Annotated in this window: 10 protein-coding genes, 2 tRNA genes and 1 pseudogene; 10 read left to right on the forward strand and 3 right to left on the reverse strand. The window is 36.2% G+C overall.

Annotation, left to right across the window (positions count from 1 at the left end; all coding sequences use genetic code 11):
* Positions 1 to 354: 354 nt before the first annotated feature.
* Together FFO06_RS19175 and FFO06_RS19180 are read left to right on the forward strand one after the other, a co-directional pair.
* Positions 355 to 4212 carry an Eco57I restriction-modification methylase domain-containing protein gene (locus tag FFO06_RS19175; RefSeq protein WP_137909461.1) on the forward strand — a complete coding sequence of 1286 codons (3858 nt, stop codon included), beginning with the start codon at positions 355 to 357 and terminating at the stop codon, positions 4210 to 4212.
* Between the two features lie 62 nt (positions 4213 to 4274).
* Positions 4275 to 6002, forward strand: a complete 1728-nt coding sequence (locus FFO06_RS19180; protein WP_137909462.1) for an Rqc2 family fibronectin-binding protein — start codon at positions 4275 to 4277, stop codon at positions 6000 to 6002.
* A 247-nt stretch (positions 6003 to 6249) separates the two neighbouring features.
* Here the strand turns inward: FFO06_RS19180 and FFO06_RS19185 are convergent, their stop codons facing one another.
* Complete coding sequence (locus tag FFO06_RS19185) at positions 6250 to 7800, reverse strand: iron uptake porin (RefSeq protein ID WP_137909463.1); 1551 nt, start codon at positions 7798 to 7800, stop codon at positions 6250 to 6252.
* A gap of 75 nt (positions 7801 to 7875) precedes the next feature.
* Positions 7876 to 9471: an iron uptake porin gene (locus tag FFO06_RS19190; RefSeq protein ID WP_137909464.1), complete on the reverse strand. Its 1596-nt coding sequence runs from the start codon at positions 9469 to 9471 to the stop codon at positions 7876 to 7878.
* A 312-nt stretch (positions 9472 to 9783) separates the two neighbouring features.
* Between FFO06_RS19190 and FFO06_RS19195 the strand changes: the two genes are divergently transcribed.
* From FFO06_RS19195 to FFO06_RS19210, 4 genes are all read left to right on the forward strand, one after another.
* Entirely contained in the window at positions 9784 to 10773 is a 990-nt protein-coding gene (locus FFO06_RS19195; protein ID WP_137909465.1) for a metal ABC transporter solute-binding protein, Zn/Mn family, read from the forward strand.
* A gap of 172 nt (positions 10774 to 10945) precedes the next feature.
* On the forward strand, positions 10946 to 11734 hold the full coding sequence (locus tag FFO06_RS19200) for a metal ABC transporter ATP-binding protein (protein ID WP_199290997.1): 789 nt from the start codon (positions 10946 to 10948) through the stop codon (positions 11732 to 11734).
* A gap of 71 nt (positions 11735 to 11805) precedes the next feature.
* Complete coding sequence (locus FFO06_RS19205) at positions 11806 to 12636, forward strand: metal ABC transporter permease (RefSeq protein ID WP_137909466.1); 831 nt, start codon at positions 11806 to 11808, stop codon at positions 12634 to 12636.
* Between the two features lie 78 nt (positions 12637 to 12714).
* Positions 12715 to 12787: transfer RNA gene (locus FFO06_RS19210), tRNA-Phe, on the forward strand.
* Positions 12788 to 13436: 649 nt separating this feature from the next.
* Here FFO06_RS19210 and FFO06_RS19215 read toward each other — a convergent pair.
* Positions 13437 to 13509 (reverse strand) — tRNA-Met (locus tag FFO06_RS19215).
* A gap of 361 nt (positions 13510 to 13870) precedes the next feature.
* Here FFO06_RS19215 and FFO06_RS19220 point away from each other — a divergent pair.
* The 4 genes and pseudogenes from FFO06_RS19220 to FFO06_RS19235 all read left to right on the forward strand — a co-directional run.
* A complete protein-coding gene (locus tag FFO06_RS19220; RefSeq protein WP_137909470.1) occupies positions 13871 to 14575 on the forward strand; it encodes a hypothetical protein in 705 nt (234 codons plus the stop codon).
* 112 nt (positions 14576 to 14687) lie between these two features.
* Positions 14688 to 16028 carry a hemolysin family protein gene (locus tag FFO06_RS19225; RefSeq protein ID WP_137909467.1) on the forward strand — a complete coding sequence of 447 codons (1341 nt, stop codon included), beginning with the start codon at positions 14688 to 14690 and terminating at the stop codon, positions 16026 to 16028.
* A gap of 688 nt (positions 16029 to 16716) precedes the next feature.
* Positions 16717 to 16920 carry a DUF4347 domain-containing protein gene (locus FFO06_RS19230; protein ID WP_137909468.1) on the forward strand — a complete coding sequence of 68 codons (204 nt, stop codon included), beginning with the start codon at positions 16717 to 16719 and terminating at the stop codon, positions 16918 to 16920.
* Between the two features lie 3 nt (positions 16921 to 16923).
* A pseudogene (locus tag FFO06_RS19235) lies at positions 16924 to 17613 on the forward strand (sodium:calcium exchanger); the annotation flags it as partial.

Genomic DNA, 17613 nt, shown 5'->3' on the forward strand with positions numbered 1-17613 from the left:
ACTCTTGTGGTGCGGGCATCTTGCCCGCACAAGGTGTAATATATAGTGTAATATATATATTATATAGAATTGCGCAGTTCCCGATATTCACAAAGTACAGATATTAATGATAAAACTCTTGTGGTGCGGGCATCTTGCCCGCACAAGGTGTAATATATAGTGTAATATATATATTATATAGGATTGCGCAGTTCCCGATATTCACAAAGTACAGATATTAATGATAAAACTCTTGTGGTGCAGGCATCTTGCCCGCACAAGGTGTAATATATAGTGTAATATATATATTTATTATATAGGATTGCTATGTAATCAGTTATTTTAGCCAAAAATAAATCAAAAGGGAAATTAGATGTGTCTACATTAGATCAATTTCAAAGTGAATTTTTCAATATTTTCAATAATCAGAACTTTTATGAAGGCAAAACTTATTTAGAATATATTGCCGAACCCCAAACTAATGATGAAGATAATATTGTTGATACTAAAATAGTTTTACCATTGCTGCTTGCTTTAGGTTTTGATTCAGGAGATATCGCTAAAAATACCACAACCAATGGCAAAGATAGCAGTCGTCCAGATTTTCAAATTAAATTAGCAAGTGGTAATATTCGCTGTTTTTTAGTAGAAGATAAACATACTGCCTATAATATTCAAAAATCTGAACCTTTACAACAACTAATAAGTTATGCACCCAGTCGCGGTTATGATTTAGGATTACTTTGTAATGGTAAATTATTATTAGGTTGGGATATTTCTGAGCCTAATTCTCCCAGTCCGGTTTTACATTTGGATCTTGAGCAAATTGTCCAAACTTATCATGATCATGGTGGTATTTCTGGCTTAAATAATGCCCAAATTCAAGATTTAAAAACTTTATATAGACGATTTAATAAACTCAATTTTGAAAATATTGAAAGTTTAATTCAAGATATTGGTAAACCAGAGAATGAATGGTTAAATAATGCCAAATCTCAGGTTAATACTCCTAATTTTGATGAATTACTAATTTTAGATATTAAAGCCGCAATTCTCCTGTTAGAAGAAGATGTTTTATATCAATTACAATTATTACTAGAAGAATATGATCAATATTGTCAAAATAAATATTTGCCTAATATTCATGCAACTGAACACAATTATCAAGAGACAGCAACTAAAATTTTAGATCGTCTGAGAAATCAGATTTTAAATTATTTACGTGCTTATGGAGTATTAGAAGTTGAGGAATTTTCCGAAATTGTAGAAAAATTGCTTGAATTTGCCGATAAATCTCAAGGTTCAATTCAAGAATTAGAACAAATATTTTTAAATAAATTAATCAATGCTCAAGCTAAAAAAATAGCACAGAAAAATCAAAATTCTCCTAAAAATATAGAAGGTATAAAAGGAGTACAATTAGATTTAATTCCTACGATTTCAGAAACCAAAAAACAAGAACTAGGAATTAAAGTCACAGAAGAAAAGAAAATTACTAAACTTGATCCAAAATTAATTGAATTATTACGAGAATATGAAAGAATTGTATTTGATTGGAAAGACTGGCAAGCAAAGCAAAATTTAACTTATGATACGGCAATTAAAACCCATCAATATTTTATATCTTGGCGTAATTTAGTTAGTAAAACCATTTTACAAGGTGCAAATGAAGATAAATTAAAAACTGAATTTGCTAGACAAACTGCTTATGTTTATGTCATTCGTCTTTTAATGGTAAGAATTTGTGAAGATAAAAAATTAATTAATCGTAAATTTTCCAATGGAGGGTTTAAATATTGGAAGGAAGAAGTCGAACCAAGATATTTAGATCTAGCGCAAGGAATGTCTATGGATTATCTTTTAGAAATGTCCTATCGTTCTGCTCAAAATATCTATGCTCATTTCTTCAATAGTGCGGATTTATTTAATTGGTATCGCATTAATTCTAATACTTTAATTAAGGTTTTACATATTCTTAATCGCTTTAATTTACAAGAAATTGATAGCGATATTATTGGGATGGTTTATGGTAGATATGTAGAAGAAGGAAAACATGAACAAGGTAGATATTTTACACCTAAAGAAGTTGTAGAATATATTTTAGATGCTATTGGGTATAAATCCGATAATCCTGATATTCGTGATCAAAAATTATTAGACCCCGCAGGAGGTTCTGGTAGTTTTTTAGTTCATGCTGCACGTCGTTTAATTAATTCCTATCGTTCTCGGAAAACTAATACTATTCCTGTGGAATATGTTCCTGCGATTATTCAACAAGTGAAAGATTGTTTATTTTGTTTAGATATTAATCCTTTTGCTTGTTATTTAGCTGAAACTAATTTATTAATTCAAGTGGTTGATTTACTCCAACAAGCGAAGGAAGCAGGTAAGTTACAAGAATGTACCATAGATAGATTTAATGTATATAATACGGATTCTTTGTTATTACCAAAATCACAAGAAATTAGAACTCCTTTACTTAATCCTATTTTAGATTTAGAACTTTCTACTGTTGCCCAAATTAAAACTAAAACGGGTAAATTTATTGATGGTTTCGATTTTGTCGTGGGCAACCCTCCTTATGTAAAAGCTGATGAACCTGGAGCAGATATTTATCGTCGAGAAATTGAAAATTCTGGAAGATTTACCACACTTCATGAAAAATGGGATCTGTTTGTGCCATTTGTGGAACTTGCTTGTCAAGCTACTAAGGATTTAGGTAAAATTGGCTTAATTGTTTCTAGGGGTATTCAAACTAATAATTATGCGGAATTACTCCGAGAATATATTGCTGAAAATCTGACTATTAAACAAGTAGATTTTTTTAATAATGTGAAAATTTTCTCTGATGCTGTTGTTAACAATACTATTTTTATTTTAGAAAATATTGTTCCAGAAAATAATTATCAAGTAAAAAGATTTCTCCACAATGGGTTATTTACAGAAATTCAAGAAATTGATCCTTTGAATCAATATGAATATAAAGGTAAGGTTTTTAGACAGTTTGTAGTTAATGATAATTTTGCAGACGTTACTTATTTAGAAGATATTTGTTATTGCACTGTAGGAATGGTTTTAAATGCTGATGAAACAAAAGTTAAAGGAGCATTTAAAAAAGATGTTCTTTTAAGTTCACAACTAGATAAGATTCATTCTAAAAAATATATTGATGGAGAAAATATTATTAGAGAACTAGCAATTGATAATATTCGTTATTTGGAATGGGATACGGAAAGAGTTCCTGGACAAATTCGTAGAGCAACAATTCCTGAATTATATAATTATCCTAAAATCCTGTTTGGGATGACTTCATTTCCTACCTATGATCGAGGAATAATAGCAGGAGATGGGTTTTATGTTCCTGATAGTGTGAGAATTTGTGTCAGATGGGATGATGTTTATAAAGTTAAACGTTTAGAGAAAGAAAAAAGACAAATGTATGAACTTTCTAAAAAACGTCAAAAACTTCTGGGAGATGGAAAAGGTAAGAAATTACAAATTTATCAATATGCAGAAGAAAAACTAGAAATAGCCAAAAAATTTGATTTAAGATATATTGCTGCTATTCTTGCTTCTAGTTTTGGGAAACGCTTTTTACTATTGAATAACCGTGATGAAAATATTATGACTGTTAATAGTGAAACTCAAATAGCTAAGAGTAGAATATATCCTGATGATTTAAAGGAATTTCCTATTAAAAATATTTCTTTAGCAGCACAACAACCATTTATTAATGGTGTCAATAATTTAATAACATGGAATTGGCAGTTATATGAATTAACACAATTAGGACATAAAATTAAGTTTGATTATAGTGATAATAAACCCATAGTTGAAGTGAATTTTTTACAAGTTTTTGAAAATCTCAATTTACCTTGTTGGAATTTTTTAAACGCTGAACCACACAGATTTGAAATTATTGGATCACGTGATCAACCAATCACTAAAATTAAAATCAAAGATGATAAAATTTTTAATGGTCGTCAAGAGTTAATCTTTTCGGAAAGTACAATTGTTTTACAATTCCTGCAAATTTATCTACAACAGTATGAAAAACGGGGTTTAACTTGGACTAATTTAATCCAAGAAGGTAAAATACCTAAAACAGATGTAGATATTCAGAAAATATTTGCTGAATGCACTCGGTTAAAAACGGAAATATGTGATACAATCACAAATATTAGTTCAATTTATAGAAAATTAGATAAAATGGTGAATGATCTATATAATTAGTATAATTAGCTCTTAAAATTAACCAACCTAACCAACCTAAATTATAAAAGAGATTAATTGTTTTGCAACCCCTTGATTTTACAGCTTTAACCGCTGCTTGTAGCGAAATTCGCACTAACTGGCTACCTGCACGCACAGAACAAGTATATCAGCGCGATCGCTTTACCATTGCGATCGCTTTACGAACCTTAAAACATCGGGGTTGGTTAGATATTTCTTGGCATCCCCAAGCCGCTCATATTTGTATCAGCGAACCACCGCCACGACACCCAGATACTTTTACATTTAGTCAGCAGCTAAGACATCAATTAGGTGGGTTGGCCTTAGTGGCAATTGAGGCTATTTCTCCGTGGGAGAGGGTAATTGATTTACAATTTGCCCCTCGTCCAGGAGAAAGTGCGCTTTATCACCTCTATGCTGAAATTATGGGTAAGTATAGCAATGTAATTTTAACTGATGCTAGTAACGAAATTATCACTGCTGCCCATCAAGTTAGTCAACAACAATCTAGTGTGCGTCCCATTCAAACGGGACAAAATTACGAAAAACCGCCAAAATTAACGGGAAAAACCCCCAATTTAACCGAATCTCTAGAACGCTGGCAAGAACGGGTAAGTTTAGTACCAGGGGAAATTAAGCGCCAATTACTTAAAAGTTACAGTGGTTTAAGTTCGGCTTTATTAGAGACAATGTTACTAAATGCTCAGATTGTACCTGATACCAATACGGACGTATTAACCCCTAAAGATTGGCAAAATTTATTTGAATGTTGGCAAGAATGGTTACAAGCTTTAGAATCAGGGCAATTTAAACCTGCTTGGACAAAAACCGGGTATACAGTTATGGGTTGGGGTGCAGTCACACCCACAAAGAGTATTCAAGAGTTACTTTACCGTTATTATTCTGATCATCTGAATCAACAGTTATTTGTGCAACTGCGACATCAGTTAATTCAGAAATTAGCGAATATTTTGGCTAAATTACGTATTAAAGCACGAACTTTTAGCGATCGCTTGCAACAATCAGACCAAGCGGAGGAATATCGGCAAAAAGCCGATTTATTAATGGCAAACCTGCATCAATGGCAACCAGGAATGCAGAATATAATCTTACCAGACTTTGAAACAGAAAAACCTATATTAATTGCTCTTTTACCGGATAAGAACGCTGTTCAAAATGCCCAAAAACTTTACAAACAGCATCAAAAGTTAAAACGCGCCCGTGGGGCTGTCGAACCGCTGTTATTTGCAGTGCAGACAGAAATTGATTATTTAGAACAAGTAGAAGCCGCAATTTCTCAGATAGATAACTACCAAAACCCAGAAGATTTACAGGCGTTAGAAGAAATCCGCGACGAACTAATTGAACAAAAATACTTAGAAGACCTAGAATACCGCAGCCGTAACAGCAACGACACCCCCGGTACTAATTTTCATCGTTACCGCAGTCCCAGTGGCTTTGAAATCCTCATTGGTCGGAATAACGTTCAAAATGACCAATTGACATTCCGTGTCGCTGGAGACTATGATTTATGGTTTCACGCCCAAGAAATTCCGGGTAGTCATGTGCTTTTGCGTCTAGAACCGGGTACAATTGCCGAAGAAGCTGATTTACAATTTACCGCCAATTTAGCCGCTTACTTCAGCCGAGCCCGTCAAAGTGACCAAGTACCAGTAGTGTACACCCAACCCAAGCACGTCTACAAACCCAAAGGAACTAAACCAGGACTGGTAGTTTATAAACACGAAACAATTATTTGGGGAAAACCGCAAGTATTAGTCAGTGGTTAGTTATTAGCAGGTTATTAACCTCCTCTTCTTTCCGCAAATAGAAAGTCTATTCACCCACAGACAGATATTTTTTCAGATATTTTCATCAAAAATTTGTACTGGCTGTTACAATCTTGTTAAGAAAAGTTGCCCGTTGAATTTTAGGAACGCGCAATTTGGTTTTGACTCTACTAAGAAGACAACACGAACAACGTTTTTTTTGCAGACCAGCCTGTGGGAGGGCTGGTCTTTTTGTTGACGTGGAAGCTTAGAAACTGAAAGTAGTTCTTAAAGCACCAATGACCACACTATCATTATCCTTATCCTTATTGTGATCTGGGGCTGTTAACCAAATTACAGCAGGAGTAATGGTGATATTGTCGCTAACTTTATATTGATAAAATCCTTCAATATGATAAGAGGTATTTGGGTCTTTTGTTACTCCAGCAGCAGTAGCAGTAGAATTTGTCACCTTTGGTTCCATACCAACTATAACACCAGCCAAGTTACCTTTTTTACCCAAATCTGGTAAGCCTAAAGTAACAGCATAGTTCCAAATTTCCGCCTTTCCCTTAGTACCTGTCAAGACTTGACTATTGGTATATCCAGCCCAACCACCGACAACAAGTTTATTGCCAATACCTAAAGATGTTTGTACACCATAGGAATTACTGGAAAATTTTTCGCCACCAAAGTCAGAGGTCGCGTTATTACTACCTGTAACGAGTGGTTGGTTATAGGAATTGATATAAGTCAAACCAAGAGCAGTACGACTACTGGGCTTTACAGTTAACTGGGCTAAAGCACCGTAGGGACCATTAAACAAACCATTTTCAGGGGTGGGTTGATTAGCATTAGGAGTCAAATAGCCTAAACTGAGGGCTAATTTCTTACCAAACTGATGATTAATTCCTAGTCCCGCACCACTTAGTTGACCATAAATTGCGTTTCTTGTGCCAAAAGTTGACAAAGCCCCAAAGGCAGCATCACCATCAAAAAGGTTAACTGTATTGGTAAGATCATCTGCTGCCCCTCCAGTAGCAATGAGTTTTGCTTGTGTATTTTTGCCAAGAGGAAAGGTATAGGATAAAGTTGCTAGTCCAAAATTATTACTGGGACTACCACTAGCAAAAAACAAGTTTCCTTCTGGAGTCTGAATATCGGGACTCTTGATATTATTGCTTTCCAACCTCGTCAGCAGTGTATCTTGTCCTGTAAAGCTGCTGACAAAATCCAGTCTGGTTCTTGCCCCTAAAGTGGTATTTTTATCAGGAATATCCGCACCATTAACTTTTTTACCGGAGACAACATCACTAACAACTGCTACAACCTGTCCTTGTAGCTTGGTGGTAGTTGAAAATTGATTAGCTTCTAATTCAGTGGTTTTCGCTTCTACAGTGTCTACACGCCCTTTTAAAGTGGCTAGTTCTGAGGAAAAGTCCTTTTGTAATTTTTGGATTGTTGCTAAATCTTGCTTTGATACTAAATCACTGGTAGCAGTGGCAATTAGTTCATTTACCCGATCTAAACAAGCATTTAAACCTGCTGCAAACTCATATCGTGATAACGCTCTATTACCACGGTAGGTATTATTAGGATAACCTGCGGCACATCCGTAGCGTTCTACTAATGATTGTAACGCTTGAAACGCCCAATCATTAGGTTGCACATCGGATAATTGAGATACGGAGGTAACTTGTGACATCACCTCTGGTTGATTGTTTGCTGGTATTTCCTCAGCCCACGCCCCATAACTTGTGCATAGTATAGCACTGATGACAGCGGAACTAGCTAGTAAATATGTTGAGAACTTTTGCATTTTTAACACCAAAACCAGTTTTTTATGAGCAATTAGAGCTATTAAGAATAATTCTTAATAGCTTGAGTTTGAAACTTAGAAACTGAAAGTAGTTCTTAAAGCACCAATGACGACACTATCATTGTTTTTGTCGTGATTTGGGGCTGTTAACCAAATTACACCAGGAGTAATGGTGATATTGTCACTAACTTTATATTGATAAAATCCTTCAATATGATAAGAGGTATTTGGGTCTTTTGTGACTCCAGCAGCAGTAGCAGTAGAATTTGTCACCTTTGGTTCCATACCAACTAGGACACCAGCCAAGTTACCTTTTTTACCTAAGTCTGGTAAGCCTAGAGTAACAGCATAGTTCCAAGTTTCCACTTCTCCCTTAGTACCAGTCAAGATTTGACTATTGGTATATCCAGCCCAACCACCTAAAACAAGTCTCTTGCTAAGACCTAAGGACGCTTCCACACCGTAGGAATTACTGGAAAAGTTTGTACCAGAGGTAAGGTTGGTAAATGTCGCGTTATTACTACCTGTACCAAGTGGTTGGTTATAGGAATTGATGTAAGTCAAACCAAGAGCAGTACGACTACTGGGCTTTACAGTTAACTGGGCTAAAGCACCATAAGGACCATTAAACAAACCATTTCCAGGGGTAGGGGTATTATGTTTATTAGCTAAGTACCCTAAACTGAGAGTTAAATTTTTCCCGAATTTTTGGTTTACACCCAAACCGGCTCCACCCAGTTGAGAGTATATTGGGTTTCTTGTGGCAAATGTAGACAAAGCACCAGAACCACCATTTCCATCAAATAGATTCACTGTGGTGTCAAGATCGAGAACTATACCATCATTCGCTACAATATTAGCATAAGTATTTTTAGTGAGGGGGAATCCATAAGAAAGCACACCTATGGAAACATTGTTACTAGGCGCACCACTAGCAAAAGACAATTTACCTTCTGAAGTCTGAAGATCGGGACTCTTGATATTATTGCTTTCTAGCCTGGTCAGCAGTGTATCTCGTCCTGTAAAGCTACTGACAAGCTCTAGTCTGGTTCTTGCCCCTAAAGTGGTATTTTTATCAGTAATGTTATTATTACCGACTTTTTTACCGGAGACAACATCACTAACAACCGCCACAACCTGTCCTTGTAGCTTGGTGGTAGTTGAAAATTGATTAGCTTCTAATTCAGTGGTTTTCGCTTCTACAGTGTCTACACGCCCTTTTAAAGTGGCTAGTTCTGAGGAAAAGTCCTTTTGTAATTTTTGGATTGTTGCTAAATCTTGCTTTGATACTAAATCACTGGTAGCAGTGGCAATTAGTTCATTTACCCGATCTAAACAAGCATTTAAACCTGCTGCAAACTCATATCGTGATAACGCTCTATTACCACGGTAGGTATTATTAGGATAACCTGCGGCACATCCGTAGCGTTCTACTAATGATTGTAACGCTTGAAACGCCCAATCATTAGGTTGCACATCGGATAATTGAGATACGGAGGTAACTTGTGACATCACCTCTTGTTGATTGTTTTTATTCAATTGTTGGGAATTACTATCAGCCTGGAGTTGATTATTTGCTGGTATTTCCTCAGCCCAAGCCCCAGAACTTAAGCATAGTATAGCACTGATGACAGCGGAACTAGCTAGTAAATATGTTGAGAACTTTTGCATTTTTCTTCACACCCGTTTTTGCAGTAGATGATGCTATACCTGATCTAAAAGTAGCATAGCTATCAATAATTCTTGTCAATATACTAACATTTAACAGTTCCATGTAGATTTTCTAACCCAGGAAAGTTAAGAAATCTTTATGAAATGGGAAAATTAAAATCCTACTACACAGCAGTATTACCTCAAATGCCAAAAAAGTTTGTAATTCTTGATACGATAATCATGTTTTTTACTAGTTACTTATCAATTTTGTGAGAATGAATCTCATTATAAGATACAATGCCAATGAAGTTTTATGATCAACCATAAACTATGAAGAGTCATAGACAAGTCGCAGCAAATATCAGAAAAAGAAATTTCTTACCCATAATTGCGTTGGTAATATTATCAGCAATTTATGGATGCAATACTACTAATAGTAGTAAAATTGTTAATGAAGAAGCAACACCAGCACAAAAACTACCAAAGACTAAAGTAGTTACAACATTCTTACCTGTTTATTTATTTACTAAAGCGGTAACTGGAGATGTAGCAGAAGTAGATATTCTAGTCCAACCTGGTACGGAGATACACGAATATCAAGGAACACCAGGAAATGTAAAAGCGATCGCTACAGCCAATGTAGTGATAAAAAATGGTTTAGGGTTGGAAGAATTTCTGTCTGATACAATTAAAAATGCCGGAAATTCCCAATTAGTAGAAATTGATGTGAGTAAAGGTATTGAACCTATTAATAAAATTTCCCCGATAGATAAGACAGTGGGAGGAGAAGATGATCATGATCATGAACACAGATTTGGAAATCCCCATATTTGGTTAGATCCAGTTTTAGCAAAACAGCAAATCATCAATATTCGAGATGGTTTAATTATCGCAGATCCAGGGAATAAAGCCAATTACCAAACTAATGCAGCGTCATATATCCAGAAACTAGATAATTTAAATAATGAATTTCAACAGACTCTGAAAAAAACACCAAACTGCACTTTTATAACTTTTCATGATGCTTTTCCCTACCTTGCGAAACGCTATAACCTGAAACAAGTAGCAGTAGTAGAAATTCCCGAAAAGCAACTTTCACCCACAGATGTCCAAAAAGTAGTGAATACAGTTAAAAAATACAAAACTAAAGCCTTATTTAGTGAACCCGGTTTAGATAACAAATTACTGACAAGTATTTCCCAAGATTTGCAGTTAACTGTGAGGACATTAGATTCTTTAGAAACTGGTGATACCAATCCAGATTATTATTTTAAAGCTATGAAAACTAATTTGCAAAGTTTAGCTTCTGGGTGCAAGTAATGATTATCTAATCATTAGAGGTTGTTGGAAAAGCCATAAAATTTATAAATAAAACCCTCTCCTCTTAGGGGGTTAAGTATTAAGGCTTTTGGGGTTTTAGAAAATACTTCTCAAACATCCTCTGAGGGTTTTAGTAATGCTAAACCCATGAATAAATCAAATCCTAACTGACATGATCAACAAACAAACAGAAATTACATTACCAATATTAAAAGTTTCCGGTTTAACAGTCTACCAAGGTAAATATCTAGCTGTGCGAGATGTTTCTTTTGAATTATTACCAGGAACAGATACAGCTATAGTTGGTCCAAATGGTGCAGGAAAAAGCACTTTAATCAAAGCTATTTTAGATTTAATTCCCAGAAGTGCAGGGACAATTGAAGTTTTCGGTCGGCCAATTTCTAGATTAGGAAATTTGCGTAATTTTTTGGGTTATATGCCACAAAACTTTATTTTTGATCGCAGTTTTCCCATTTCCGTTAGTGAATTAGTAGCTTTGGGAATAGGTGACAGAAAAAACTCATTTTTTTCATCTTTCTCATTTTGGCAAACAAAGCGAGAAACATTAGCAGCAGTTACAGCAGCTTTACATCGTACTGATGCCTATCGCTTACGCAATCAAGCTATTGGAACACTTAGCGGTGGTCAACTTAAACGAGTATTATTGGCCTATTGTTTAGTAAGTCCGCGCAAACTGTTAGTATTAGATGAAGCTTTTGCAGGGGTAGATGTTCAAGGGACAACAGATTTTTATGCGTTATTAAATGAATTAAAACGAGAAGAAAATTGGACAGTGTTGCAAGTTTCCCATGATATTGATATGGTAAGCCGTCATTGCGATCGCGTCATCTGTCTGAATCAAACTCTTGTTTGTTCTGGTAAACCAGAAATAGCCCTTTCTCCGCAAAATCTCTTAGCTACCTATGGTCCAGGTTTTAGTCGTTATGAACATCATCATTAAGTGAGGTAATGGGTAATGGGTAATGGGTAATAGGTAATAGGTAATAGGTAATAGGTAATGGGTAATGGGTAATGGGTAATTATCATGATTTCGTGAATTTATTGCAATTTCCTTTTATGCAGCGTGCCATTATTGGTGCTGTATTAATGGGAATATTGGGCGGTTTATTAGGTAGTTTTGTGACTTTACGTCAATTGTCTTTTTTTAGTCATGCTGTTGGTCATGCAGCCTTAGTAGGTGTAGCATTAGGCGTGTTACTCAATACTAATCCTACTTGGATGTTACTACCCTTTACTTTAATTTTCGGGGTTTTTGTTCTTTATTTGATTGACAAAACAGATTTAGCCAGTGATAGTGTTCTCAGTATAGTCCTATCTGGAGCATTAGCGATCGGTGTCATCCTCACCAGTTTTATTAGAGGATATCGCGGTAACTTAATGGGTGTCTTATTTGGCGATATTTTAGCCATAGATCACACAGATTTAATTTTAACGCTGCTGGTACTCGTCTCTAGTAGTGTTTTTCTATTATCAACGCTACAACAACAAATATTATTAACTCTCAATCCCGATGTTGCACAAGTACAAGGAGTACCTGTGCAAATTTATCGTTATGGATTCGTTATTTTACTTTCCCTTGCCGTAGCCGTAGCGATTAAAGCTGTTGGTGTTCTGCTCGTGAATGCGTTTTTAGTGATTCCCGCGGCTACAGCCAAACTCATGAGTCACCATTTCAGCCGTTTTCTGATTCTATCGGTGGTTGTCGGCTCTAGCAGTAGTATCGCGGGAATGATGGTTTCTGGCTTGTTTAATCTGGCTTCTGGACCGAGTATTGTCTTTGTGCAGTTTCTCTTATTTGTGGTTGTGTTTACCTGGGTTAAATTGACAATCAAAAGCAGTTAAAAATTTTTTTGTAAAACCCCTTGACTAATCTTTTTCCCTATGCTAAAGTTAGTAAACGTGGTCAGTAATAAAGCCCACGCCGGGATAGCTCAGTTGGTAGAGCAGAGGACTGAAAATCCTCGTGTCACGAGTTCAAGTCTCGTTCCTGGCATTCAATCAAATTAACACCAACACAACTGCGCCAATTTTTGCAGATGCTACAGAAACATCATCAGAGCTAAAGCCCTGACCATAAACCTCGTAAATATATCGTAAATATAATACAGCATTTTCCGATATTATGAAGTACAGATATTAATCATAAAACTCTTGTGGTGCGGGCATCTTGCCCGCATAAATTCTACCTCACTCAATACAGCATTTTCCGATCTTATAAAGTACAGACATTAAGCATAAAAATCTTGTGGTGCGGGCATCTTGCCCGCATAAAGTCTACCTCGCTCAATACAGCATTTTCCGATCTTATAAAGTACAGACATTAATCATAAAACTCTTGTGGTGCGGGCATCTTGCCCGCATAAAGTCTACCTCACTCAATACAGCATTTTCCGATCTTATGAAGTACAGACATTAATCATAAAAATCTTGTGGTGCGGGCATCTTGCCCGCATAAAGTCTACCTCACTCAATACAGCATTTTCCGATCTTATAAAGTACAGACATTAATCATAAAAATCTTGTGGTGCAGGCATCTTGCCCGCATAAAGTCTACCTCACTCAATCTCAACTTGCTGTATAATTCTGACTCCGTTCTTGCCTAAGTTGTAATTTCTTTAAAAGCGTAAAATAAACGCCTAAAATGCGCCCTGCTGGAATTGAACCAGCCTGAAGACGAATTATGAGTTCGTTGCCTCCCCAATCGGCCAAGAGCGCTTATTCACATGGATTTCAACCTCGCACTTTTTGGTTTAACCAGTGATTCTCGATCTTACATTAACCATAATACACTATCTGACTATAATTTGGCAACCCATGAACAATTATTAATCACGTTTAAATGCTCAACATCTGATCAACTATGTAATGGGGTGAATTTTTTCAGTATTGACAAACCCAAACTTTAAAATTCCTAATCCTAATAGCATATAGTAGCATATAGATTAAACAAATATTCAATCCTATTTACCCCAGTTGCTAGTTATTTAAACTGAGGATAGTCATGAGTAATACCATAACTACACCAAGAGAAAATTCTAGGACTTACCCGTTCCCTTTATGTCATAATTTATTAGCAATGCAAATCAATACTACTGTACTCCTGACCTTAATTTTGTTAACCCTGATGTTGGGAGCAAGTTCTGCAAGTGGTTTTTTAGGATTCAAATTGGGAAGTGACGCACTCAAAGGTGTCACTACACCAGATGGTCGTCCCGTTAATAAATTTAACAGCAGCAAGAGTAATAACCCCCAACAGGGAACTGAAAGTTTCCTAAAAGAGGAAGATATTCTCAAAGCTGTCAAGTCAAGAATTAACAGTAAAAAACAAGGTAACAAACCAGAAAAGTCAGCAGAAGAAGAAGAGATTAAAACCAGCAAACCCCAGAGACAGGAAAAACCCAAACAACCAGCACCAGAAACCCTACAACCAGGATTTCCTGTTTCTGCTGAAAGTGAAGGCGTAACTATGTCTGTACAGTCTGTGCGCTATTCTGGAGGTGATTTATTGCTAAGAGTCAATATGCAAAATAAAGGCACTGATTCTGTACGGTTTCTCTATAGCTTTTTAGATATTACTGACGATAAAGGAAGAACCTTGAGTGCAATTACAGAAGGTTTACCCGCAGAATTGCCCGCCAAAGGAGCAGAATTTAAAGGTACAATTAGCATTCCCACAGCTTTACTTGATGATGTCAAGCAGATATCTCTGTCTTTAACTGATTATCCAGCCCAAAGACTTAAGTTACAATTGTCTGATATTCCTGTAGAGAAAGGTAATTAACATTCAATTTGGGATTTGGGATTTGGGATTGTATTTTTTATACTTCAGCCTCAAAAACCAAAAATCAAAAAATTTCTTTCCCCTGTGGGCAATTTATATACTATCTTAGACAGTGAGCGCTTTTTCTACCTTAACTTGGACGGATACGGGACTACGATTTTGTAGCGTACTAGTGCTGATTGCTATCAATGCCTTTTTTGTAACGGCAGAGTTTTCAATGGTGACAGTGCGACGGACACGCATTCAACAGTTAGTGCAAGCTGGTGACATCCGAGCGATCGCTGTGGAAACATTACAACGTAGTATTGATAGACTACTATCTACAGCCCAACTAGGTATTACCCTTTCTAGTCTGGCACTGGGTTGGATTGGAGAAAGTACAATTGCTGTATTAGTAGAAAAATGGCTTGACTCCTGGCCTTTACCTTTGAGAATTAATAACTTACTAGCGCATTCTTTATCAGTCCCCATTGCCTTTTTTGCCATTGCTTACCTACAAATCGTTTTAGGCGAATTGTGTCCCAAATCAGTGGCTATGTTATATTCAGAACATCTAGCTAAATTTTTAGGTCCATCAGTTAAAGCAATAGTCCGCTTTTTTAGTCCCTTTATTTGGGTTCTTAATCAATCAACCCAATGGCTATTACAATTGTTTGGAATTAAATACATAGGTCAAAGTTGGCGACCTCCAGTTACACCAGAAGAATTACAATTAATTATAGCTACAGAACGAGAATCTACAGGTTTAGAAAATGCAGAACGAGAACTGTTAAATAATATTTTTGAATTTGGGGATATTACCGCCGAAGATATCATGATTCCCCGGACTAGCATTATTGCTTTACCCATAACCGCCACCTTTCACATATTACTTGAAGAAATAACATCTACTGGTCACTCTCGCTATCCTATCATTGGCGAGTCCTTAGACGACATTTGTGGCATAGTCTACTTTCAAGATTTAGCACAACCCTTAGCCTTAGGAAAAATTACACCAGACACACAAATCAGACCTTGGATGCGTCATCCTCGATTTGTACCAGAACAAACTCTCTTAAGTGAACTTTTGCCAATGATGCAGCAAGAGAAAGCAACCATAGTCATGGTAGTTAATGAATTTGGCGGCATTGTGGGACTAGCGACCATTCAAGATATCATTGCTGAGATTATTGGTCATGCAGGTGAATCTAATAGTAGCAATGATTTACTCATTCAAATGCTAGACCAACGGACATTTTTAGTCCAAGCACAAATTAATCTAGAAGAAGTTAATCAAGTCTTACATCTCAATTTACCCCTAACTAGAGAGTATCAAACTTTGGGGGGATTTTTACTTTATCAATGCCAAAAAATTCCCAATAAAGGCGAGATCTTTAATTATCACAATCTGGAATTTACCGTCATCTCAATTATCGGTCCACGTCTTCACCAAATCCAAATTAAAATTTTATAGGACTAGGGAACAGGTGATAGGTGACAGGTGATAGGTGCTACGCCACGGGGCCAGGTGATAGGGAACAGCTTTTTGAGTAGGGTGTGTTAGCGACAGCGTAACGCACCATTGGTAAAGACTTTGGGTGTAGCATAGCCATCGCCATATAATAGCGTAACGCACCATTTTAAATCATTATCCTGAACATCCTGATATGGCTAACGCCACGCTTCGCTATCAGACAATATAAAAATTTGCTTTTTAGGTGTTGACAAAGGATTTTAAATATGTTAACCTTATATTGATAAGGAAGAACTATATTAAATTATTTATAGTAGGGTGTGTTAGCGACAGCATAACGCACCATTTTAAATAATTTACATAATCATAAAATCCTTCTCCTCATCCTGTACATACTTTCATCCTGGACATCCTGATATGGCTAACGCCACGCTTCGCTATCAGACAATATAAAAGCATAAATGTTACTAAAGTCACTTGTGTGACTATAATATAGGTTATAAATAGCACAATAAAGTTTTTTTAAAATACGGTTGTGCCTATGATTAAATCAAATTTATAATTATGGAAAGCAGAAAATTAATTTCATAACTACCGACCCAGCTTTTAAGTAAAGTTGCTCATTCTTTACCCAATATAATAAAAAACTAAAATAAAAAACCACATTTGCAAGGTGCAAAGGAAAAATATGTTCAACAACTATTTACTCCGTCAAACCGCGACAACTATTATTTTCATTGATGCCTCCCTTTCCGACTATCACACCCTCCAAGCAGGAATTGTCGAGGGTGTAAAATCAGTTATTATTTCCCCAGATCAAGACGGAATTGAGCAAATTAGCCAAATTTTACAACAACATCACCACCACCATTCACAGCAATTCCTATCCTAATTTATGAAATTCTTACTTAACTCCGCTCTGACGCTGACATACAATCAACTGAGTGCTTTTTCTGGTTTAGGCAATTTCTGGCAGATTTTCGATATTGCTTTTGGTACACAATACAACCGCAGCGGTGCGGAAATTCTGCGTTTACATTGGCTATCTGGTGATTTTAGTCAACTTCCGCAAATTGAAATTCTTGATAACACCATTCTTGGCAATGCTAATGGTGCTTATGCTGGTAGCACAAATAAGATTTATCTGTCAGCTAATTTTGTGGAAACAGCCACACCAAAAGCCATTAGTGTAGTTTTGTTAGAAGAAATTGGGCATTTTATTGATTCTCATGTCAATCTGAGTGATAGTGCTGGAGATGAAGGAGCGATTTTTGCTGAATTAGTACAGGGTAACATTCTGGGTACTACAACTTTACAGGCTTTAAAAGCAGAGGATGATCACGCTACGATTACAGTAAATGGAGAAAATATTCAAGTAGAGCAGCAGAATTTTACCGGTACTAACGGGAATAACAGTATTACGGGAACTTCCGGGAATGACACTATTAGTCCCTTACGAGGACAAGACACAGTTAATGGGGGAACAGGAACAGACCTGTTGATTGTCAATTACTCCAGTAATTCCAGTGGGATTGAATCTGCAATTAGCAGCAATGGTACAGGGGGATTTAATGGCTATTTCTAT

This window comes from Dolichospermum planctonicum (assembly GCF_005402965.1).
Taxonomy (GTDB): domain Bacteria; phylum Cyanobacteriota; class Cyanobacteriia; order Cyanobacteriales; family Nostocaceae; genus Dolichospermum; species Dolichospermum planctonicum.

Bases quoted from the DNA above. Each gene is read 5' to 3' on its own strand.
- FFO06_RS19185 (WP_137909463.1), bottom strand. From the start codon at position 7,800: ATGCAAAAGTTCTCAACATATTTACTAGCTAGTTCCGCTGTCATCAGT.
- FFO06_RS19190 (WP_137909464.1), bottom strand. From the start codon at position 9,471: ATGCAAAAGTTCTCAACATATTTACTAGCTAGTTCCGCTGTCATCAGT.
- FFO06_RS19195 (WP_137909465.1), top strand. From the start codon at position 9,784: ATGAAGAGTCATAGACAAGTCGCAGCAAATATCAGAAAAAGAAATTTC.
- FFO06_RS19200 (WP_199290997.1), top strand. From the start codon at position 10,946: ATGATCAACAAACAAACAGAAATTACATTACCAATATTAAAAGTTTCC.
- FFO06_RS19205 (WP_137909466.1), top strand. From the start codon at position 11,806: ATGGGTAATTATCATGATTTCGTGAATTTATTGCAATTTCCTTTTATG.
- FFO06_RS19220 (WP_137909470.1), top strand. From the start codon at position 13,871: ATGCAAATCAATACTACTGTACTCCTGACCTTAATTTTGTTAACCCTG.
- FFO06_RS19230 (WP_137909468.1), top strand. From the start codon at position 16,717: ATGTTCAACAACTATTTACTCCGTCAAACCGCGACAACTATTATTTTC.